We start from the raw sequence: 22,724 nt of genomic DNA on the forward strand, positions 1-22,724 counted from the left end.
TTTCTGAGGATTTAGTGTAAAAAGAATGCTGAATGATAAAAGAAGTAATGCTGTTTTTTATTGGCTAAAAAAAAGCTGAGGAATGTTTAAAAATTAAAAACACCCTTCGCTTTCACACAGGGTGTATTCAATAATTGATCGAATGTTTACGATTTCTTATTCTTATTTAGCTGAATTACGCTGTAAAACAGTACTATAATGGCTAAAATAAAACTGGCTGTTCCCAGAAAATTATATTTAAAGCTTACTAATACTGATCCTGAAATTACTAAAAAGATTCCTGCGAATAATGATATCTGTCCTTGCTTTTCCATCTTTTTTAAATTTTAGAGAAAACCCCTGAACCTTATTTCAAAATTTTAATAAACTTCGAATTGTTCAAGGGTTTTTATTTTACTATTTTATTTTTCATTTCTTAGTGAAGATAGTCCCATAAAGCTGCAGCTCCAAAGCCGCCGGCTACAGTACCAACCACAACAACTAAAGTTAAAGGAGTAAGACCACCGGCAACGATTTCTAATTGCTCAGAAGATAATTCTAACTCGTCTAATTTTGGTTCAGCTGGAATATTGAAGTAAATGATAGAATCACTGCTTTGATCTTCAACTACAACTCTTTTGTTGCTTGATGATTTTTTACCAGTAACCGCTTCAATAGCTGCTTGAGGGTTAGTTAATAATTGATTTTTAAAGTCAGGGCTTTGCCATGCTTTTTCGACTAGAGTTTTTAATAATTCTTGTCCTTGTATTTGAGCGTCTTGTGAAATTTTCATGTCTGTAAGATTTTAAATTATTGATTATAAAGTTGTACTCCTGCTGCAAATGCTGCTACACCTAATGCATAAAGTCCTATGACAACTGCTGGTGTAAGTCCGCCTGCAACTAATTCTAACTGCTCTTCAGTTAATTCTAAACCGTCCAGGTTTGGCTCTGCAGGAATATTAAAATAAATTACAGATTCGTTGGTTTGATCTTCAACTACAATAGTTTGATTTTCTGGCAATACAAAGCTTTTGTTAGTAAACTCCTGAATTGTTGCTAGAGGATTTTTGACTAATTGATCTTTAAAAGCAGCACTTTCCCATGCTTTTTCTACAAGACCTTTCATTAATTCTGCTCCTTTTTCCTGATGTTCTTTAGTATATTTCATCTTTATATTTTTTATATTGTTAATAGAATAGTGGGTTGATTAGATTGTTTCGATTGGAATAGTTGGAAAAGTTGGTGAAGGAAACCAAGGTGGTATTATTCCAATTGGAGGCCATATAGCGATACCACCAGCAACAGACTCTAACTGTTCTTCGCTTAATTGTGCATCTGCTGATTGTTTTACCGCAGCCGGAATGTTGATGTAAATAACAGAATCATCTGTTTGATCTCTCACCACAATTGTTTTACCAGCAGGTAAATCCAATTTTTTTCCTGCAAATTTTTCAATTGCAGCAACAGGATTAGCAATTAATTCTTTTTTAAAATCAGCATTTTCCCATGCTTTTTGTACCAGCTCTGCATAAAGCTTTTGTTCTTGTGTAAATTCCATGATATAATATTTTAGATTGGTTAATTTATTTAGAAAAGAATAATGTCTTTTGGGAATGTTGGAGTTGGGTGCCATATTCCACCTGGAAAATCTGGTGGGAAACATCCTCCTTCAATAACACCGCCGGCAGCAGCTTCTAGTTGATCATCAGTTAATTCTGTATCTGCATATTTTGTAGAAACAGGAATGTTGATATAAATTGTAGATTCGCTGGTTTGGTCTTTTACTACTAAAGTTTTACCTGCAGGCAGATTCAATTTTTTACCAGTAAATTTTTCGATTGCAGCTACTGGGTTTGATACTAATTCATTTTTAAATGCAGCATCTTCCCATGCTTTTTGCACAATATCTGCGTAAATCTTTTGTTCTTGAGTTAATTCCATGATACTTAAGTTTATATAGGTTAGTGTTTTGTTAGCTTAACAACCATTTAGCAAGTGGAATACCGATATATTCTATTGCTAGTTCAGCAGGAGTTGTATAACCTCCGGCAACAATTTCTAATTCTTTTTCACTTAATTCTACATCATCTAAATTTGCTTTAGCAGGCAGATTAATGTAAATTGTAGAATCATCAGTCTGATCTCTTACTACTAATGTTTTTCCTTCTGGTAAAGTCATTTTTTTACCAATTACTTTTTCAATTGCAGCTAATGGGTTTGCTACTAATTCTTTTTTAAATTCTGCATCTTCCCATGCTCTTTGTACGATCTGTGCGTACAATTTTTGTTCTTGTGTAAATTCCATGATAATAAATTTTTAAAGTTGATTAATAGTAATCGTTGATTTAAAGTATGTAAGAGGGCTGGTTTAGAAATTAAACAGGGTTACTATTTAATTTGCCCTTTTATTTTAAACTATGATGTAATCTTTTAAGGCAGGAAATAAATTATTGACTAAATCAATCCATACTGTTTGTCCGCCTCCCGCAATAATCTCTAACTGTTCTTCTGTTAGTTCAATATCTTCTATGTTGGGTTCACTTGGAATATTCATGTAAACTTTAGACTTATCTGTTTGATCGTTTACTACAAGTGTTTTTCCTTCGGGTAATACAATTTTAGCTCCGGTTAGATTTTCGATTGCTTTTACAGGATCTGCAATTAAGCTTTTTCTAAAATTAGAATCTTCCCAGGCTTTAGAAATTACCAATCGTAAAACCTCTTCTTCTTTTTTCTGTTCCATGATTTATTTCCTTTTGTATAATGTAAAATTAGTCCTTCAAAATATTATAAAAATGCCAAAAAAACTGACAAAACATTATTTATATATAACTGTGATCTAATACTATAGGAGTATTTACCAGTGAAACAGCGCTTTTCTCGACAAAATACATTTTGATCTCTCCTTTTCCTTTTGCATAAATTTTACCGCGGTATTCAAATACAAAAGATTCTTCGTCCTTGATTAAATTATACAAGGATTCGCTTATGTTTACTTTTTCTACCATTCCGTTGCTTTCAATTCGGCTTGCTGTATTTACTGTGTCGCCCCAAACATCGTATTGGAATTTTTTTACCCCCACGATTCCTGCTACAATAGGTCCGGCGTGAATACCCAGACGCATCTCAAAAGCCGGAATATTGGCAGCTATATTGATTGTTTTTCTCTGAATCATAAATTCCTGCATTTCTAATGCGGCAGAAACAATGTTTTTTAATGAATTTTTATCTGGGTTAGGAATACCGCCGGCAGCCATGTAAGAATCTCCAATGGTTTTGATTTTTTCAATGTTGTATTTATCAGATATAAAGTCAAATGCCTTGAAGCATACATTTATTTCTTCAACAAGATTTTGCGGTGTCATTGTTTCTGCAGTCTGTGTAAAAGATTTAAAATCAGTAAATAGAATAGAAACCAGATTAAAATCACGGGCATTTACAAAGCCTTTTTCTTTTAGTTCTTCGGCTATTTCTTCTGGCAGAATGTTGAGCAGTAATTTTTCTGAACGGTCTTTTTCTATCGTTAATGCTTTTCTGGATCTTCTAACATAATTTAATCTGTTCCATAAAGCGATCGTAATCAATATGATAAAACCAAGAGAGATTATGATTAAGTTTCGCTGTTTTTCTTTCTTCTGAACTTCTTCTTTATGTTTAAGATCAATTTTATGCACTTTTGTAACATAGGCAATACTATCAATAAGCATTGCTTTTTGAAACTCCATATTCAAGATCTTATTTGAGGTTTCTTCAGATTGTAAACTGTCTTTATAATCATTTGATTTTTCGTAGTAATTAAGTGCCAGATTATTGTTGCCTATTGCTTTATAAGTTTCGTAAAGACATTTGCAGGCATCTTTTTTAACAGATAATGCTCCCAGACTTTCTGCAATATCGAGCCCTGTTTTGCATTTTTTGAGTGCTTTATCACTCTTACCAAGTTTATTTAATATGTTGCCAATAGCTACTTGTGTAATGCTTATATATTGTAAACTGTTTATTTTTTGAGAAGAGGCTAAACAAAGATTATAATACGACAGGGATTTGGGAAGATCACCTTGAGTATGAAAGAGTTCCCCCAAATTATAAAGTACTTCTATTGTTTTTTGTTTGTCGTCTATTTTATTAGCAATAGCCAAAGCCTGATTGAAAAAATCATTAGCTTTTGCATATTCTTTTTGCATCATATAAATTTTGCCTGCTCCATTTAGGTTGTGAGAAATTCCTATGGAATCTTTTAATTCTCTGTAAATGGCATTGGCTTTTTGAGAATAAATCATCGCATTAGAGTAATCTCTAATATCAACATATATTCCTCCTATATTTTGTGTGGCGGCGGCAATGACTTTTTTGTCGCCTATTTTTTTCTGAATCTTAATTACCTGACTGTAAAAGTCCAATGCCTTTGGATAATTCCCTAAGTAATAATAAACAGCACCCATATTATTTAATGCTGCGGCAACTCCTTTATGAAAATTCGCTTTTTCATAAGTTTTCTTGCATTTTGTGAAGTAAGAAAGGGCTTTTAAATAATCTCCCTGATAATAGTAGTTTGTTGCTATTTTATTGTAGCTGTCTCCAATACCTTTTTGATTTTTTGATTTTTGATAGATCTTCAAACCTTTTTCGAACAAAGCCATTGCTTCTAAAAATTTTCCGGCGTTTTGTTGTTTTTCTCCAACGTTTAATAGACTATCAGCCGTTTGTTTATTTTCAGGAATATGTTTTGCGACTGGTTTAGATAACACTTTTGTTTGTGCATCTAAACCTGTTCCGTTTACCAGAAATAAAAAAAACAATAAATATGTAAACAAGATTTTCACAATAATAGTTTTAAATTAAAAAACGCATATGTTCATAATGAGCACACACGTTTTTATTCCACGTTAATTATCCTGCAGTATTTGTTTTAACCCAAAATACCTGGGGTATAATTACTTGCACTCACAATAATAGGCGGCGTATGATCTGTCTCGGCTCCGCCTGAAATTATATCCAGTTGGTCTTCATTCAATTCCATATCCTCAAAGTCCGGTTCGGCAGGAATATTGATAAAAATTGTTGAAGAATTGGACTGATCTACAAAGGCTATCGTTTTACCTTCTGGTAAATGGATTGGATGTCCTAAGAAATTTTCTATTGTCTCAACAGGACCCTTTATTAAATTGTCCTTAAACACCGGATCGCTCCATGCTTTTTTTACAATAGATTCTAAAACCTTTTGTTCGTTAGTTAATTCCATTTTTTTGTGATTTATAATTAGACCTAATTGTTCTGCTATTGTAAAATTATTTGCATTAGGTGATATAGAATTGCCAAATAGACTGACAAAAAGGTTGCATTTTTAACCTCATTTTTTACAATAGTTATTTAAAAAGCGGAAAGAAAATCGAAATTTGAACTCAAAATCCCAATAAAAAAGCTGCTTCAAAATAATTATTTGAAGCAGCTTTTAAGAAAAATCTTTTATAGGAGAGAAAATAAACTATAAAAATAGATTTGTAAGTTTTCTATTTGATCGTCGTCAAATAAAACTCCGGAAATGTTTTTACCGGTTTATTAGTAACAATATCAAATGCAATATTGGTACAAATTCCGGCAACTAGCGAGGATGCAATGGAGAGTTGGGGAGGAGAAAGATTTTTACCTTCATTTTTATATTGCTCCAGGATTTCTTCAAGCCATCGCTGAGGCTTTTCCCAAAATCTCATGTAATCTAAAACATAATCAACTACATTAATTTCGGTAAATTTTTCATTTGGTTTTCTTAAGGATTCCAGTCCTTCATCATCAGAAATAACTAATACCAATGCTCCCCATCCCAAATTATACGGATGTAAAACGGGTATTTTTTTCTTCTGACAGATGGAATCAAATATAAGAGGAACATCTGAAGTAAAATCCAAAGCGTTAATCGCAATTTTATAATCTGATATGTATTCTTCAACATTTTCTGGCTTTAAAAAACAATTATGAATCGTAATTTTTGCGCTGCTGTTAATAGAAAGTAATCTTTCCTTAAGAGCTTTTACTTTTGGTTCTGAGATATTTTTTTCAGTATAATTTTGTCTGTTTAAATTTGATAATTCGACAATATCGCCATCGATTATTGTGAGGGTTTCAAAACCTAATCTTAGTAAGCATTCTGCAATAACACTTCCAATACCTGCACCGCCAAGTAATATTGGTGTATTTTTTATGATTTCCTGCTCTTCAGGAGTAATGTAAAGTCTATTTCTTATATGCCGTTGATCCATGTTTGTTTTTTTTACAATAATTAAAACTTATCTTTTTTGAGTAGAAATAGGGAAGAACAAAAATACCTGAATTTTATAAGATCTGTTATTTTTTGTAGTTATTTACCAACAAAAAAATTAAACGTTTTATAAATATTGAAAAGTGATTTAGATAAAAAAAACCTGCAAATCTTGAATTTGCAGGTTTCTCCTTTTTTATTTATTCCGGCTAAAATGTTTTAAACCGTATAAGTATTATAGAGCATCCCAAGATGCACTTGGATAATAAATAGAACTTGTTACCGGAGCTTTCCAATATTCCTGACTACCACCACGGAAAGTGTGTAAACTTACTGCATTAACATTTCGTTTTGCATCGTTAGTCACCCAGCGAATAGTTTGATTCAATATCTCTGTACCATTTACATAATATTTTACGTATCCGTTTGTACTTGATCCAGTATTTAGCTTAACAGATATTTGACAGTTATATGTAACGTTTTCTTGAATGTAATATTTTTTTCCAAAATCATTACCAAATTGTCCCGGCTGATCTTTGTAATAAACGTATGGCTGCAAATAAGCTCCGCTTCCTTTAGCAGAATTTGATCCATTTGGGCAATACCACATAAATCTGGCACTTCCGCCATTACCATCCCATCCCGGATCTCCGCCAGTATTCTGGTCACCAATTAGGATACCATATCCGCATTTTCCGCCTCGGCTCCAATAAAATCCGGAATTAAATCTCATCTGGAACCAAACGGTATAAACGCCCGTTGACCAAACACCATACGATGTACATAAACCACCCGGACACGATAGCGTATTGGTTTGTAATGTAATCGTTCTGGCTCCGGCGCTGCCTGCTAATGCTTCAGCAAGAGGATCTGCCGCTGCAGTGCTTGAAGAAACTTCTTTGTTATTGCTTTGCTGTACGTCTTTGTTCACGCTTTGCGGTTCATTTAAATCTTGTTCCTTGTCGCAGGAATTAAATACTAATACTGTAATAAATAGGAAGCTTGTTAATTTTAGGAATTTTTTCATTTTTAAATAATTAAAGGTTAGTAATAATTAATTTAATGGTTAGTAAAAATTGATAGTTAAATAGCATTGGCTGCTGAAACAAAAACTTTTACAGTTCGTGAAATCGGCATCAATGTATACGTAAGTAAAAATGTTTTTATTTGCGTATGGGTCATGCAATTTGTCTAGACATTGCCTTACATTCAAATCACATTTGTGGTGGTTACACAATTAGTAATTTGATAATGTAAAGTTGATTAAAAACAATTCGAAAGGGGAGTAATAAAGTACGTAATTGGGTACAAAAAAATCTTATGTATGTATTTTGTGTATTTTTTTCAGGTTAAAAAAGCAATATCAATAAAAAAAGTATGAAAAAAATTGACAAAGTTTAAACAATTAAGGATTTAATATTTTTTGTCTTTTGAAAAATATTCATCTAATTGATTTGTAGAAGTTTAATCTTAATTCAGGAAATGTTTTTAGGTTTATAATTATTTCAAAATAAAAACATTCATTTTTGACCAAAGAATTACAGTGAACTTGATTATTAAATTCTACTTGGGAAAATAGAGAAACAAAATCTCTGCTGAAATAAAAAAAGCGAGTTAAATATATTAACTCGCTTTTACTTTAGCTTTTTGAATAAAGCTATTTATAATCTATTCTTTTCTAATATCATTAATTTAAGATAAATAAAAGAGGTTTAAATTTTGCTTTCGTCTTCAACAGCATCCTGCCATTTATCCCAGACTTTAACTCCTGCATTGTAACCATCATAACCAAAGTTCTGACTTAACTGACCTTTGATATTAGGTTCTATAGCAAGTCTAAATGGAATTGGCCAGTAATTATTACGCTTGTCCATAGTATAAAACTTTACACCTGGTTTAAGAGAAATACCAGCTGGGTATTTGTTGTAAAGCGTATAATGTACAATACGCTGATACCAATAACTTCCTCCGGCTGCATCTGTCCCGGATTGTTTATCCCAATTTGTTAAACTGTAAGTATGGCCCCATTCATCTGGTTTACCGCTCATTGCTAAACAGTGCGAAATACGTTTTAATTCAACATTTCGCCATTCTTCCATATAAAGTTCTCTTCCTCTTTCTGCACAAATATCGCCAATAGTTACTGTTGAATACATTTGCGAAGCTTTTGCTCTTGCTCTTACAGCATTAACATCCTGAGCTGCTCCGGAAACATTACCTTGATAAAAACGAGCTTCTGCACGCAATAAATAAGTTTCTGCTAAACGGTATATGTACATATGCGCACTTGATCCGGCAGTAGCTCCCTGAAAATCATTTGCTGCAGGGTTAGCTTCGGCTACAACATCATGATAATAGATTTTATAATGCGGGAAATCAAACCAGTCACGAATAGAATCTTGTGCTAACAATTTGCCGGCTTCTCTCATTCTGAAATTCTGCCCAGCCCATGTTGCACTTCCACCAGCTCCGGGAGCATATTTAAGGTCTTCCATATTTACCCAGTTTCCTACGGTGCTGTTGTGTCTAAGATCCTGTTTGTCTTCGATATTGTTTACAACCCACATAGGATGCTGTGAATAATAAGAACCACTAATAGTACCAATACCGCGTCCTATTGCTCTTTGATAATCATATTTTGCATTATAATTTGTTTTATCAGTCAATGGAAAACGCGGTGCAGCTGTTTTACCATCTGGAGTAATTAAATTGGCATCATTCCAGTTAGGTCCAAAAATTCTCATCGAAGCAAATGCTAAAAATGATTGTGCTCCTCCATTTGGTGCAACTAAGATAGCTTCGGTATTAGCAGAAATAACCTTGTTCTCTGGTCTGTGTAAATCCCAGATTACGTTTCTTGTAATAGGCCATGCGGTAGGGTTTCCTCCCGGATCAAAAATTCCTAAATTGTTTTGTACCAAAGAGTAAACTGATTGACCAATTAAAATATTAGCCTGTGCTTCGGCCTCAGCAAATCTTCCAGATGCTAAATAACATTTAATTAATAACTGACGGCAAGCTCCTTTGCTAACCATACCTACATATCCTATTTTTGACTGCTCTGGCACATATTGTACAGCTTTCTCCATATCTGCTGTAATCATTTCAATGATGGCTTCTTTTTTAGTAGAATAATAGCTTTGCTTTGGAACAGACAAAATTTTAGTTATCAACGGTATATCTCCAAATTGGTACACCAGATTTAGATAACGGTATGATCTGTGAAAGTAAGCCTGCCCGATATATTTATTTTTAACCTCTTCAGATAAACTTGTCACATTCCCAATATAGGTTAATACAGTATTAGCATTCTTAATACCTGTATAAGCTTCAGTCCACATAAACCCAAGATAAATAGATTCTCCGCTTGGATCTCTTCGAAAATCTCCGGTAGGAACAATAGTATTGGCATAATCAGCAATATTACTTCCTGTGTCTGTTTTTCCATATTGAGCCATGTCCGAGAAAAGATATTCTGTACCAATAGGCACACTCACTCCAGAAAAACCATAGTGAATATAATTATTACGCAGCTGTTTATCGCACAGTGCTAAAGTTGCTTGTAATCCGGCTTCTGTAGAAAACGTATTTTCAGGTTCGTAAAATGAAAGCGGATCTGAGTCGAGAAAATCCTTTGAACAAGAACTGGACAGTGCAGCCAATAGAATAAAGGGCACTAGTCTTGTAACTTTATTTTTTATATATTTTTTCATTGTTGAATAATTATTAAAGTTGGAAATTAAAACCTAAATTAAACTGTCGCGTAGCTAATCCTCCTGTTTCCGGATCTCCAAAATATTTCCATTCTTTAGAAGCAGACCATGTTGCTACGTTTTGAACTGAAGCATAAATTTTTATATTTTTAATATGCGCACGATCTAAAAGATCTCTAGGAAGTGTATAGGCTAACGAAATGTTGTCTAAACGAATAAAACTACGATCATACAATCTTCCTGGTGCAACCGGAGTTCCTGCAGGCCCTTTAGCATCAAGACGTGCCCAGTCATTGGTTGGGTTGTCAAGTGTCCAATACGGATTTACATATGGATTGAAGTTGAATTTATACAAACTGGCATCGTTGAAAGTGTTCATATAAATTGAACTAAGTGATTTACCTCCCACATTTGAATACATACTGATAGCTAAATCCCAATTTTTATAAATCTTAAAATCATTGCGCATCGACCATTGTACAGGAGAGTTTGAATTCCCTAAAAACTGTTTGTCTTTTTCATTATAAACTGCTTTTTTATAAGGAACACCATCTGGATCTACCGCATCTACATCATCTGCTGTATAGCTGTTTGCAACTTTTGGGTCTCCTGGACGCTGTCCATATCTTCGAGCTTCTTTCCACTCATCTTTTTGCCAGATTCCAGTTACTCTGTAATCCCAAATTTGAGTGATTGGTCTGCCTATAAACCATCCATTAGCAGAATCATTACCTTCTTGCGTTCCAATAACGTTACCATTTTCATCTTTAATATCTACCATATTGCCATATAATGACACAATTTTATTTTCATTATAAGAGATTCCAAATGAAGTGCGCCATTCAAAGTTTGTATTTTTCATATTAAGACTGTTGATACTCAATTCCAGACCTTGATTTTGAACCTCTCCAAGATTGGTTGCGATTGATGAAAAACCAGTAAAACCAGGAAGGGACTGACTCATAATCATATCATGAGTAGATGCCCTGTAAAGGTCTAAAGTAGCAGTAATGCGATCATTTAAGAAACCTAAGTCAAGACCAATATTTGTTGAGGTTGTTTTTTCCCATTCCAAATTTGGATTTGCCAAACGATCTAGTGCTAAATATTTGATCTCAAGTGCTTTTCCAGAAGGATCTAAATATCCCATTGTTCCTGTGTTTACTAAGTTTGCTAAAGAAACGTATGGATCAGCAAGCGACCTGTTTCCGTTTTTACCCCAAGACAAACGTAATTTACCTGTGCTCATCGCATCCCATGGAAACCAGTTTTCGTTTTTAAAGTTCCACGCAACCCCAAAAGAAGGGAAAACGGCGTAAGGATTTGAAGCTCCAAATGCTGAATATCCATCACGACGAATTGTCGCTGTAAGCATATAACGATTATCAAACGAATAGAAAAGTCTTGCCATCAATCCATCTGCTGTTTCATGCGTATCGTTTGATCTGATTGCACTATTTGCCATTGTTGCCGTATTTACAAGGTGAAACCCTAAAGCATCTGAAGGCTGAATATTATAGGCATCCATTCCATCTGACCAATAACGACGTTCTTCGGCTTCCTGTACAAAAGTTGCAACGATGTGATGTTTTTCAGCAAATGTATAATCCCACGTTATGGTATTGTTCAGGTTGTAATCAAATCTTATAGCGCTGTTTCTATTTGCTCCTGTGGTAGCTGCAGGCCAGTTTGGATTTTGTGTTGACCTGAAATAACGATCATGGAAAAATTGATAACGAGGAGCGATGTTAAATGAATATGTAATACCTAAAGGTAAAGTTACCTTTGTATTGAAAATAGAATTCAATGTTGTATAACCTGTTTCCTTATCAATAAATTGGCGCTCGTAATAATAGTTATAATTCTGTCCTGAAACATTTTTTCCCATTGGCTGTCTCTCATAGTTGCCATTTGCATCTCTAAAAGTTCCAAATGGGCTGGTTCTCATCATATTGTTATCCCCGGCATTTGTACCTAATGAAGGTGTAATATCTCCATCTGATCGGTCCTGAAAATTAATGTTTGCTCCAAAGTCAAGCCAGTCTGTAATTTTAGCATCAACTTTCATATTAGAGCGAGCTGATTTATAGTCATTGCCCACAATAGCTCCTTCTGAAGTTAAATAACCAAAAGACATATAATAATTAACTCTTTCGCCTGCACCGGAAATACTCAAATTATTGTCGCGATTAATACCCGTTCTAAAAGAACTGTCGCTCCAATCGTGTGTTTTATCGTCCAGGAAATTAGCCATTAGCGAAGGATCAAAATTCAATCCCAAGCGTGCTCCCCATACTTCTTTTGAACTTTTTCCATTTGTTTGAGCAGCTGGTTGATACGCTAACCATTGCGCTTCTGTAATTCCCCATTTACTTAAATCATTAGGATTTGAAAAATACCCGGGTTTACCATTAGCAACTGTTCCTGCTATCCATGCTTCATATTGCCCGGTTGCTGTATTAATACCATAAGTTTGGGCAGTTTCCCAATCTTCACGATATTTTAAATATCCCTCTGGAGAATACACACCACGATAAGCGCTCTTACTGCTAATTGTCGTGTTTGTAGTAAAACTAATCATTGGTTTACCCGATTTCCCTTTTTTAGTTGAAATAAGGATAACCCCTGCTGCCGCTCTTGATCCATATACAGATGCCGCCGATGCATCTTTTAAAATATCAAGCTGGGCAATATCATCAGGATTGATTTCTGAAAGTTCACCATAAAACTGCATTCCGTCTAAAATAATAAGCGGTGAATTATGAGGTCCTCCTGTTTTTTGATCATTACCTGTATACACAGAAGTCTGTCCACGAATTTGGATATTTCCGCCTCCTTTTGCAGATGGGTCATAACCTACTCTTAAACCCGGAGTACCTCTTAATATATCCTGAACAGTCTGCGGATTTTGGTTTGCCAGTTTATCAGGTGTTATCTGAACAATTGCCCCCGTTAAATCCTTTTTCTTCATTTTACCGTATCCTACAACCACAACTTCATCTAGTGATGTTGTCGCTTTTTGAAGTTTTACAGTAATGGAAGTTTCTCCTTTTAAAGCAATCTCTTTGGTTGTATAACCTAAATAAGATATTACTAATACAGCATTATCATTATCTGTTTTTAAAGTAAATTTTCCATCAAAATCTGTCAAAGTAGAATTTTTACTTCCCTTTTCTAAAATAGTAACTCCCGGCAGCGGCATACCATTTTCATCATTAACTTGGCCTTTGATGTTTTTTTGTTCCAGTACATTTTTTAGGTGTGTTGTACTTTTTGAACTAATTGCGTAGCTATGAACCTGGGATAAAGAAAATAACACACAGAGCATCATCATTTTCTTCTTCAAATTAAACACAGATTCGCAATCAGGACTTTTTTTGATCCTAATAAAATTTGTCATTTTTGGTTTTCATTTTTGGTTAATAATTAGTTAGTATGAAAATCACTATGGTTTGGGTTAAGTGGATAAGTGATTAACTGTGCAAAAATGAATAATAATGGGTTTTGTGAGGAGTAATAAAATACGAATTAGGGTATTCAAAAGTGTTGTGAAATCATTTTTGATATTTTTTTAAGCTTAAAAATTTATTATTGTAAGAAAAAGTATTAAAAAAATATTGAATGCATAAAAATATGTGGTTTTGATCCAACTTGTAAAGGCTATTAAGCTTTTTATAAACTATTAAATGTGTTTATCGCTGTAAAATCAGCATCCTGCAAAATCATCACATTTATTATATTGCTTATAACAATATTTATGCAATAACCGTTTTTTGAGGTTTTTTAAGCTGTTCTTTTTTTGAGTTTAAAAAAACTTTGATTTTGAAATAGAAGTAAAGTATATATCTTTGATTTGAATATCAAAACGTATTAGTGGAGTATAGTAAATTGAACGTAAAAACAATCAAATTATATTAGAATAATTCCTTTTTTATATGCCCATCAATTCAAAATTTACTTTTGTACAAGTTTTATTCTTACTAATTTCAAGTGCTTTTTTTAGTGCTCATGCCCAATCTATTTTAGATACCAATATGTCTATAGATGCAGATAAAAAGCCATTAGGCAATATTCTGGATTTAATGGAACAAAAAGGAAATTTTAGATTTGCTTATTACAGTAAATTAGTTGTAAAAGATAGTGCCGTTACCATTCATTCTAAGGAATCTACAATAAAAGATGTTTTAGACCAATTACTAGGCAATAAGTACGAATATAAAGAATCAAAAGGATTTATTATTCTGCGTTATGCGCCTTTAGAGCTCGCACTTGTGTTAGAAAAAAACAATGTTGTGAATGATTATCAGGTTGTAAGCGGTTACATTATGGATGTAAAAACCAACAAGCGAATTGAAAACGCGAGTGTTTACGAAAAAAATGCATTGCAATCTACTTTAACAGATAAGGAAGGTTTTTTTGAATTGAAGCTTAAAAATGTACCCGAAACTATTGAACTGACGGTTGTAAAAGAAAATTACAAAACGATTACCACCATTTTTTTATCAGAAGTAAAAATCCAAATGGGTTCCAGAAAATCAAACTCAGATTATGTTGATGGCGATTTCTCTGCCGTTGAACGAACAGGAATTGGACGTTTCTTTATTTCTTCCAAACAAAAAATACAATCACTAAATTTAGGAGGGTTTATTTCTGAAGTTCCGGTACAAGCTTCCATAATTCCGAGTTTGAGTACACGCGGTATGATGAATTCACAATTAAACAGCAGTTTCTCTTTAAACTTATTAGGAGGATATACGGGCGGAGTTCGCGGTTTAGAAATGGCTGGTCTTTACAATATTACGCGTATGAATGTCAATGCTCTACAAATGGCTGGGATATTCAATACCGTAGGAGGCTCTGTAAATGGAGTTCAATTAGCCGGAATTTATAACAATGTTTTTGGCGACCTAAATGGACTGCAAATGAGCGGAATTCATAACAGTATAAAAGGCTCGCTACATGGTTTGCAGCTTACGGGTATTTACAACAGTGTACAAAAGGATTCTAAAGGAATGCAAATGTCTGCTATTTATAATACGGTAAAGGGCACTCAAAACGGATTGCAGATTTCGGGTATTTATAATTCAGGAAGCGGAATTGTTCGCGGTGCCCAAATAGCAGGAGTTTTAAATTATGCCAAAGAATTAGACGGATTCCAGTTTGGATTAATCAATATTACCGACTCGCCATCAGGTTATAGTATGGGATTATTGAATTTTAAAAAGAATGGTTACAAAAAAATAAGTATTACCAGTAATGAAATTTCCGATATAAATGTTGCAGTAAAAACGGGAGATAATAAACTCTATACTATTTTGATGGCAGGAAGAAGCGAACGTAGCGATGAAGAAAAACTAACGTCTTTTGGAATAGGTTTTGGAGCAAATGTCCTTTTAGGAAAACGCTTTACTTATAATCCTGAAATTAGTTCGCAATATCTTTATTTAGGAAATTGGGATCGCTACAACTCTTTATCTAAATTCGATTCGCCTTTTACTTTTCGTATTTTCAAAGGTTTAGCCATATCTGCCGGACCATCTTTCAATATTTACACTTCTGAAAAAAGAGATAAAAATGCTCCGGATAACAATACTTCAACTTTTGTTCAGGATCGAACCAAACGTTATAATGTTATAAAAGATAATAACAAAGGCATAAGTGGTTGGGTTGGCTGGAGTTTTGGTGTTACGCTGTTTTAATTATATTTAAAGTGTATCATAAATATTTTTTTTCTGCGTTTAAATACTGCAAAGCAATTTAAATAAAACATGAAAAAAAATCTCATATTATTAATTTCTATTTTTTCGCTCCTATTATCATGTCAGAAAGATGATATTCATGATTCAGATAAAACAGATAATGATACAGAATATAAAGAAGAAATGCGGAAATTTGTAATAGGGATAAGCCAATATGCAAAATCTATAAACCCTGCATTCAACATCATTCCTCAAAACGGTATCGAGCTGGTTTCAAATAATGGAGACGTATCTGGAAGTCCTCATCTGGCTTATCTTAATGCTATTGATGCCAATGGTCAGGAAGATTTATTTTTCGGATATGACCAGGATAATGTTGCTACAGACAATAAGGATAACACTTATCTGCGAGAATTACTGAATATATCCAAAAAAGCAGGAAATGTGATCTTGGTAACAGATTATTGTTCAGATCCGTCTAAGATGGAGAGTTCCTATCTTCAAAATCGAAATGCCGGTTACGTTTCGTTTGCTGCTAATGAAAGAGAACTAAATAATATTCCGGTTTTTCCAAATCCAATTTATCAGGAAAATTCAAATGCTGTCACTGAGATTTCTCAGGCAAAAAACTTTCTTTATCTCATCAATCCATCTAAATTCAATAGTAAGAGTGAATTTATCAATGCTGTGACTTCGACAAACTATGACCTTTTGATTATGGATTTGTTTTTTACAAACGGAACGTCTTTTTCTAAAACGGAAATAAATCAGTTAAAAAACAAAGCTAATGGAGGTAAAAGACTAGTGATTTCTTATATGTCTATTGGTGAAGCAGAGAATTACAGGTATTACTGGAAAGATAGCTGGAGCAGCAGCCGTCCTGAATGGCTGGATGCTGAAAATCCGGACTGGGCAGGGAATTTCAAAGTTAAATATTGGAATGCTGATTGGCAAAAAATCATATATGGTAATGAGAATTCATATCTGAAGAAAATAATCGATGCGAATTTTGATGGTGTTTATTTAGATATAATAGATGCTTTTGAGTATTATGAAAAATAAATTAGTTTTGGTTTTTCGAAAATTCTCCTATGCGATTATTTTGCCACAAAACTTAGAATGATGAATCTTTTACAATGGGTAGCCAATTTCCCAAATATGTCCAAAAGGATCTTTTAGCTTTCCGATTCTCCAGTCTTCTTCTGTTATTATAGGACAAATTTCTGCAGCGCCGTATTTTAATGCATTTTCAAATATTTGATCTGCATTTTCAGTCTCTAAAATTATTCTTATTGGCGTATTAAATGAGTGAGCAATTTGATTGCCATCACAAGGTTCTTCGTCGCTTAGATAAAATTCAGCACCTTCAATTGTGATAACTGATGATATTTTATTGTTTTCAAGCGAATATCTTTTTGACTCAACTGCTCCAAAAGCATTGATGTAAAAATCAACTGCTTTAATGGCATTGTTTACTGTAAGAAAAGGTTTGATTGTGGTTTTAATTCTTATCATCTTAATGAAATTAAATGATTCAATATTATTTATAGATTATAAAAATAAAAAATTAGAGTGATTTTATAGTTTTTAAAACCGTTATATGCTAATTAAAAGCAATTTAAAACAAAAAACCTGCAAATCGAAAGATTTGCAGGTTTACACTTTTTATTTGAAGAGCAGAATTCTAATCTATACTATTAGATTGGTCTTTTGTAAACCGTTACATCATCTACCCACATCATTGCAGTTGAAAATAAGTTAATTTTATTAGGGTCAATAAAATTAGAATCTTTTGATCCAACATTCAGATTAAATATAATAGAGTGTGGTCCAAAATTATTTAAGTTAAGGTTGCCTGCACTACTGTTTGTATAAGTTGAAACCGTAACGTTATCAACTTTTATAGTCACTGTTACGACATTGTTTTGCATTTTCCAAAATGATTCATACAAATGCCATCCGCCATTTCCGTTAATATCGAAATTACCCGGATAGTTTCTTTCTGCAGCGTTTCCTAATAAATTTGCTCCGGAAGAAGTTCCATAAAAAAGATTTGAAGTAAAACGACTTGCATTTGGTGCAAAAGAATAACCTTCCATGATATCTATTTCTCCTTTGGTTGGCCAGGCATTTTGCTGCACAGACCAAAAGGCAGGCCATGCACCGTAAGTTTCCGTGAAAGACTTGTAAGTTCCGCCATCCATTGCTATTAATTTAATATTGGCAGAAAGCATATACTCTGTATTGTTTTCAGGCTTATATTGATAATTAGAAGAAATGAACCCCGATTGATATTTGTATGTGCTCAATTTTGTAGTCTTGATTTCCAAACATTGTTTTCCATCTCTCCATTGTGTTGTAGGTACTGAACTATAATAGTCGCAATACCAGGAGTTATAATCTGCACGCTGCTCTTTTGTCCATTGTGACAAATTTGAACCTACATCAAATGTATCTTCAAATTGTTTAACCCAAGGTGCGCCCGCTACTTTGCTTGTACTGTTTTTTATACTTGCACTTGCTGATTGATCTTTTGCAGCTGAACTTGCATCATCTGCGCAGGACGTAAAACCTAAACTTAATACACATGTCACTGTTAACGCTAACAAATTTAATTTTTTCATAATTTAATTTTTTGGTTTATTAATAGTTGAAGTAAAGTATTATAGTTTTAAAAAGATTTAATCTAAACCTTCAAGGAATCCGGTGTGTGAACTTTTGATTGCAAAATTCGAATCGTACAATAAAGGCCAGTCATTTCCTGGGTGATTCAGTTCAGCGTTAAACGGAATCCAAGATTCATTATCCTTCATTCCCCAAATAGTTAAGGCGTATTTATTTGCTGCCGGAAGCGCATTATAAATTTTCACCATTTCTTTGTATTTCTCTTTTTGAGCTAATCTTCTTTCGTTTGTAAAACTAGAGATATCATTAGCTTGGTTTACTTGAATATCTAATTCAGAAACGTGAATTTTTAATCCTTTTGATACCGCTTTGTTAAGATCAGTTTCTATTTGAACTTTTGTTGGGCTTAAATACGTATTGTGCATTTGGAAACCAACACCATCAATCACATTAGCGGTTTTTAAATCATCTACAATACTAAAAACTTTATTTTGTTTTGCAGTATTGGCTGAGGTTGCATAATCATTATAGAATAATAATAAAGATGTATCACCAGCGGCAGTTGCAGCTTCTCTTGCCCATTGAAAACAATCTTTTACATAATTAGGTCCCATTCGCTGCAAGAAAATAGTATTTCTCATAACACCGCCATTATCATCTACAGCTTCGTTAACGACATCCCATGATTTTACTTTTCCCGCATAATGAGTAACAACAGCCGTGATGTATTTTTTTACTTCTGCAGCAAATTCAGCATCAGTACCTGAGAAATCTTTTAACCATTGCGGTACAGAATTATGCCAAACTAAAGCATGACCGTGAACATTGATATTATTAGCATTTCCGTAAGCCACGATTTTATCAGCTATAGTCCAGTTGTACACACCGCTTGCCGTGGAAATTTGATCCATTTTCATTTCGTATTCGGCAGAAATACTGCTGAATTCATTTCTCAAAATAATATCATAAGGACTTCCATTTGTTAATTGTGAAGCTTTTATCGCCATACCCACAAAAAACGGATTAGCTAATTTATTTGCTTTTACTTTTAAGAAAGTTGGATCTTCAGGAATACCGCTTGAACCTGTTGTTACAACACTAATCACATTTGAATAACCTGAAATTTCTGTTTCATTTTTAGCCCTCACTCGGTAATAATATTGAGTTCCTCCAGTTAAACCTACTACAACTTCGTTTAAATCAGTAACTTCTTTTGCATTGTAATTTGGGACAAAACTGGCAAAATTTTCGGTTGTTGAAACGTCTAAAAGATAGCTTTTTGAATAGGAAACATAATTCCATTTTGCTTTAAAACCATTGTCATTTACATCTTTTGGAGCGTTTGCAACTGGCGTTTCTAAAGTTTCAGCAACTTCATTGTCGTCTTTTGAGCAGGCATTTAAAAAGAAGACGACGCTGGTCAGCATTAATAAAAATTTAATTTTCATACTGTTTTTTATTATAGAATATTCTTTGTTGTTAAGATGAATACTCTGATTTATAGTTTCTGTATTTTATTATATAACACGTTGGGATCATTAAAAAACTTAAACACATAGAAACATAGATTCCGAAGCCTTAAAAAAGGCGTTTCACTTATTTTAAAAAAAATATAGAGTGCTATGTGTTAGAAACATGTTTCTTTTTATACTCTTTTTTAAGAAGTAAAATCTATGTTTCTATGTGTTAAAATAATTATACCCAACGAGGTTATATAGTTTACTTTTAAAAGAGGCTGTTTCAAATACAGCCTCTTTTTTAGTTAAAGACCAATCAATTATTGGTAACGAATTTTAATATTATCAAATTTAATAGCACTTGGATTCGGCGAATCTCCCTGAGCAACTCCAACCTTAATCTCATTAATTTTAGAAACATTAAGTGCAGCAGCGGTGTTTGAGCCAAAACCGTAATTGTCTTTAAAATCAGCTATTGATATGGTTTTTGTTGTCCAGTTAACATCGGTGATTTTAAAATTATAACCATAGTTTACACCGTCGATAGTATTTAACTGAATGGCAAAATTTGCCCCAACCACATTGGCACTTACATCAATATCAATAAAAGTTTTTGTAGCATCTGTATTAGAAGTACTTAAGAAACTAGCTCCACCGCCGGCGCTGCTTCCGTTATAACCATTTGCATTTGAACCACCCCAAACTAATGTGGTGTAATTTCCTGTTGGTCCGCCCGGAGTACTCGCATTAAAACTCTCGATATCACCATAAGAAGTCCATTCGGTTCTTACGCCATTTCCGTCAAAATCAGATACCAAAACGATTGTAGCAAAATTGATTATTTGTTTGGCAGAACCTCCCGGTGTAGTAATCACCAGTTCAGATCCTGAAACGGCATTAACAGGTAAACCAATAATAACAGAAGAAGACGATTTTACTGTATAGCTCAACGCTTTTCCTCCTAAGGTTATGGATGAAATATTATAAAACCATGTTCCTTCAATTTTTAACGGAAATCCCGGAGTTGCTACAGCCGGAATTGTTTTTGTAATGGTTGGAACTGGCTGTAAAATTTCAATCTCTTTAGTTAAAGACCCCGTTCCGGTTATAAATGTAATGGGCTGTTTTCCAAATCGGCTTCCTAGTTTTTCATCAAAAGGGATAGTGAAAATAAACGATTTATCTGAATTGTAATTCGGATTGAAACTGATGTCAATTTTATTGTCCAGCGTAATCTTTTTTAATCCTTCTAAACCTTTACCTTCAACTCTCACTTTGTTTAATGGAAAAGCCTGATTAAGTAAATCCCCCGGTTCTGCAACCATTGCGTCTACGTTTGCAGTCACGGCATCGTCGTTATCGCAAGCTGTAAAAGCAGTCAATGCGAAAAGAATTAGAATTGTATATTTTATTTTATTGATCATAATAAGTTAGTTAAAGTTAAAAGGAACTGGAGGCTCTAATAATGATGGGTTAGTATCAATAGCAGACTGCGGTAATGGCAGTTCAAAATAGTTGCTTCCCGGAGTTATCTTTCTCGAAATCAAATCGGTTCTGGCATCATCAGAATAAAAACCAACTTCCTGCTGCGAAATGATTGCTGTAGCTTCAGAAAGTCCGCGGCGTTTTAAATCGAAGAAATATTGTCCTTCAAGTGCAAATTCAATTCTTCTTTCATTAAAAAGTTCGTCTCTTGTTAATACCGTTTTAGCTGGTAATCCGGCTCTTGCTCTTACTTCGTTAAAAGAACTTAAAGCAGCTGCAGAAGTAGTAGAAGGCGCTCCGGCCAAAATAGCTTCAGAATTCATCAATAAAATATCAGAATATCTTAGTATGATAGTGTTTTGAGAAGTTCTCATAAAAAACACATCGTTTCTTTCGGCTGCAGAACCTACAATGTATTTTCTGAAATTAGCTGCCGTAGAAGAGTATATTTTTTTATACGTAAAACCACCTTGATTTTTTAATAATTCAGGGTAAAAGTCACCATCTGTCATAATTGTACTTTTCTTTCTGGTATCTTTTGGTTCAAATCCATTTTGTAAAGAGATAGAAGGAAGGTAAACTCCCCATCCGTCACCGCCGCCTGTAATTCCTGTACCTCCCGGAACAATATAAGCCTGATTGGTATTTTGCGTTCCCCATTCTGTAGCAATTGCTTTCCATTGTAGGGCGAACATACTTTCGGCACTGTTATTATTCTCCGGACTGCTGAACAAGTTTCCGTACTCCTGAATTAAAGTATATTGGTTTCCGATAATTTTTTGGGTTAAAGCGGCACATTCCCCATATTCATTTAAAGTCAAATGCACTTTTGCCAAAATTCCCATCGCAGCATATTTCGTAACGTATCCCTTTTTTGCGCCTCTTTCAGGTAAATTTGCGACAGCATATTCTAAATCCTGTTTGATGAATTTATAAACGTCAGCAACAAGATTTCTTTTTGGTTGCGCTGCAGAACCTGCTTTATTAATAATTGGCACAGCTCCAAAAGTTCTCACCAAATAGAAATAAGCATTTGCTCTCATGAAACGTGATATTGCAATTGCATTTTTATAAGACGCTTCCGGAAGTTCACTTTTTCTGTCTTCGACTAAACTCATTAAATTATTCGATTGATCGATAACCGAAAACAACGAAACATATCCTTCTGTCAAAATTGGGTTTTGTGACGTTACCTGTGCATCTTTAAACTGCGCATATGCACCGTCAAAAGTAAAAGCGTTTCCGGCGTACATATCTCCAACAGCAATTAGGAATTTGTCATTAAAAGTAAACCACGGTTTAAAGTACAAACTCTCAGCAATTCCGTCAAAAGCGGTAACTCCTTCGGGTAAATCGGCTGGTGTTAATTGATTTTCAGATGGTGCATCCAAAAAGTCATCTGAACAAGAAAATAAAGACAGCAATGGTATCAGCATTCCCATCATAAAAAGTTTAAAAAGTTTTTTCATAACTATATTTTTATGTTAATGAGTATGAATTATTAAGTT

General features: G+C 33.8%; 20 protein-coding genes. 2 read left to right on the forward strand and 18 right to left on the reverse strand.

Annotated features, from left to right (window positions below; translation table 11 throughout):
• Positions 1–146: 146 nt before the first annotated feature.
• The 13 genes from ACODSB_RS09740 to ACODSB_RS09800 form a co-directional block, all read right to left on the reverse strand.
• Complete coding sequence (locus tag ACODSB_RS09740; protein ID WP_165590674.1) at positions 147–314, reverse strand: hypothetical protein; 168 nt, start codon at positions 312–314, stop codon at positions 147–149.
• A 101-nt stretch (positions 315–415) separates the two neighbouring features.
• A complete protein-coding gene (locus tag ACODSB_RS09745; RefSeq protein ID WP_053470700.1) occupies positions 416–772 on the reverse strand; it encodes an NHLP leader peptide family RiPP precursor in 357 nt (118 codons plus the stop codon).
• 17 nt (positions 773–789) lie between these two features.
• Positions 790–1,149, reverse strand: coding sequence for a class IIb bacteriocin, lactobin A/cerein 7B family (locus ACODSB_RS09750; RefSeq protein WP_053470701.1), 360 nt, complete (start codon positions 1,147–1,149; stop codon positions 790–792).
• A 39-nt stretch (positions 1,150–1,188) separates the two neighbouring features.
• Positions 1,189–1,539 carry an NHLP leader peptide family RiPP precursor gene (locus ACODSB_RS09755; protein WP_053470702.1) on the reverse strand — a complete coding sequence of 117 codons (351 nt, stop codon included), beginning with the start codon at positions 1,537–1,539 and terminating at the stop codon, positions 1,189–1,191.
• Between the two features lie 29 nt (positions 1,540–1,568).
• Positions 1,569–1,922, reverse strand: a complete 354-nt coding sequence (locus tag ACODSB_RS09760; protein ID WP_053470703.1) for an NHLP leader peptide family RiPP precursor — start codon at positions 1,920–1,922, stop codon at positions 1,569–1,571.
• A 31-nt stretch (positions 1,923–1,953) separates the two neighbouring features.
• Positions 1,954–2,286 (reverse strand): NHLP leader peptide family RiPP precursor, encoded by a 333-nt coding sequence (locus ACODSB_RS09765; protein ID WP_082356376.1) that lies wholly within the window; start codon positions 2,284–2,286, stop codon positions 1,954–1,956.
• Between the two features lie 105 nt (positions 2,287–2,391).
• Positions 2,392–2,724, reverse strand: coding sequence for an NHLP leader peptide family RiPP precursor (locus tag ACODSB_RS09770; RefSeq protein WP_488936882.1), 333 nt, complete (start codon positions 2,722–2,724; stop codon positions 2,392–2,394).
• Positions 2,725–2,803: 79 nt separating this feature from the next.
• Positions 2,804–4,804, reverse strand: a complete 2,001-nt coding sequence (locus ACODSB_RS09775; protein WP_488936883.1) for an adenylate/guanylate cyclase domain-containing protein — start codon at positions 4,802–4,804, stop codon at positions 2,804–2,806.
• An 86-nt stretch (positions 4,805–4,890) separates the two neighbouring features.
• Positions 4,891–5,223 (reverse strand): hypothetical protein, encoded by a 333-nt coding sequence (locus ACODSB_RS09780; RefSeq protein WP_053470706.1) that lies wholly within the window; start codon positions 5,221–5,223, stop codon positions 4,891–4,893.
• Between the two features lie 268 nt (positions 5,224–5,491).
• Complete coding sequence (locus ACODSB_RS09785) at positions 5,492–6,238, reverse strand: HesA/MoeB/ThiF family protein (protein ID WP_488936884.1); 747 nt, start codon at positions 6,236–6,238, stop codon at positions 5,492–5,494.
• A gap of 234 nt (positions 6,239–6,472) precedes the next feature.
• The gene (locus tag ACODSB_RS09790) at positions 6,473–7,264 is read right to left on the reverse strand and encodes a polysaccharide lyase (RefSeq protein WP_488936885.1); all 792 of its coding nucleotides are present in this window, start codon (positions 7,262–7,264) and stop codon (positions 6,473–6,475) included.
• A 685-nt stretch (positions 7,265–7,949) separates the two neighbouring features.
• Positions 7,950–9,950: a RagB/SusD family nutrient uptake outer membrane protein gene (locus ACODSB_RS09795; RefSeq protein WP_488936886.1), complete on the reverse strand. Its 2,001-nt coding sequence runs from the start codon at positions 9,948–9,950 to the stop codon at positions 7,950–7,952.
• Between the two features lie 13 nt (positions 9,951–9,963).
• Positions 9,964–13,350, reverse strand: a complete 3,387-nt coding sequence (locus tag ACODSB_RS09800; RefSeq protein ID WP_488936887.1) for a SusC/RagA family TonB-linked outer membrane protein — start codon at positions 13,348–13,350, stop codon at positions 9,964–9,966.
• Positions 13,351–13,885: 535 nt separating this feature from the next.
• On the opposite strand from ACODSB_RS09800, the gene ACODSB_RS09805 reads away from it, so the two are divergent.
• Together ACODSB_RS09805 and ACODSB_RS09810 are read left to right on the forward strand one after the other, a co-directional pair.
• On the forward strand, positions 13,886–15,649 hold the full coding sequence (locus ACODSB_RS09805) for a peptidase associated/transthyretin-like domain-containing protein (protein ID WP_488936888.1): 1,764 nt from the start codon (positions 13,886–13,888) through the stop codon (positions 15,647–15,649).
• Between the two features lie 69 nt (positions 15,650–15,718).
• Positions 15,719–16,711: an endo alpha-1,4 polygalactosaminidase gene (locus ACODSB_RS09810; protein WP_488936889.1), complete on the forward strand. Its 993-nt coding sequence runs from the start codon at positions 15,719–15,721 to the stop codon at positions 16,709–16,711.
• A 69-nt stretch (positions 16,712–16,780) separates the two neighbouring features.
• Here ACODSB_RS09810 and ACODSB_RS09815 read toward each other — a convergent pair whose 3' ends face one another.
• From ACODSB_RS09815 to ACODSB_RS09835, 5 genes are all read right to left on the reverse strand, one after another.
• Positions 16,781–17,164 carry a VOC family protein gene (locus ACODSB_RS09815; protein ID WP_053470715.1) on the reverse strand — a complete coding sequence of 128 codons (384 nt, stop codon included), beginning with the start codon at positions 17,162–17,164 and terminating at the stop codon, positions 16,781–16,783.
• 182 nt (positions 17,165–17,346) lie between these two features.
• Complete coding sequence (locus ACODSB_RS09820; RefSeq protein ID WP_488936890.1) at positions 17,347–18,273, reverse strand: glycoside hydrolase family 16 protein; 927 nt, start codon at positions 18,271–18,273, stop codon at positions 17,347–17,349.
• Positions 18,274–18,330: 57 nt separating this feature from the next.
• Positions 18,331–19,722 carry an endo-1,4-beta-xylanase gene (locus tag ACODSB_RS09825; protein WP_488936891.1) on the reverse strand — a complete coding sequence of 464 codons (1,392 nt, stop codon included), beginning with the start codon at positions 19,720–19,722 and terminating at the stop codon, positions 18,331–18,333.
• Between the two features lie 329 nt (positions 19,723–20,051).
• Positions 20,052–21,155, reverse strand: coding sequence for a hypothetical protein (locus ACODSB_RS09830; protein ID WP_488936892.1), 1,104 nt, complete (start codon positions 21,153–21,155; stop codon positions 20,052–20,054).
• A 6-nt stretch (positions 21,156–21,161) separates the two neighbouring features.
• Entirely contained in the window at positions 21,162–22,685 is a 1,524-nt protein-coding gene (locus ACODSB_RS09835; RefSeq protein WP_488936893.1) for a RagB/SusD family nutrient uptake outer membrane protein, read from the reverse strand.
• Positions 22,686–22,724: the final 39 nt, after the last annotated feature.

Source organism: Flavobacterium sp. FG68 (genome assembly GCF_057808895.1).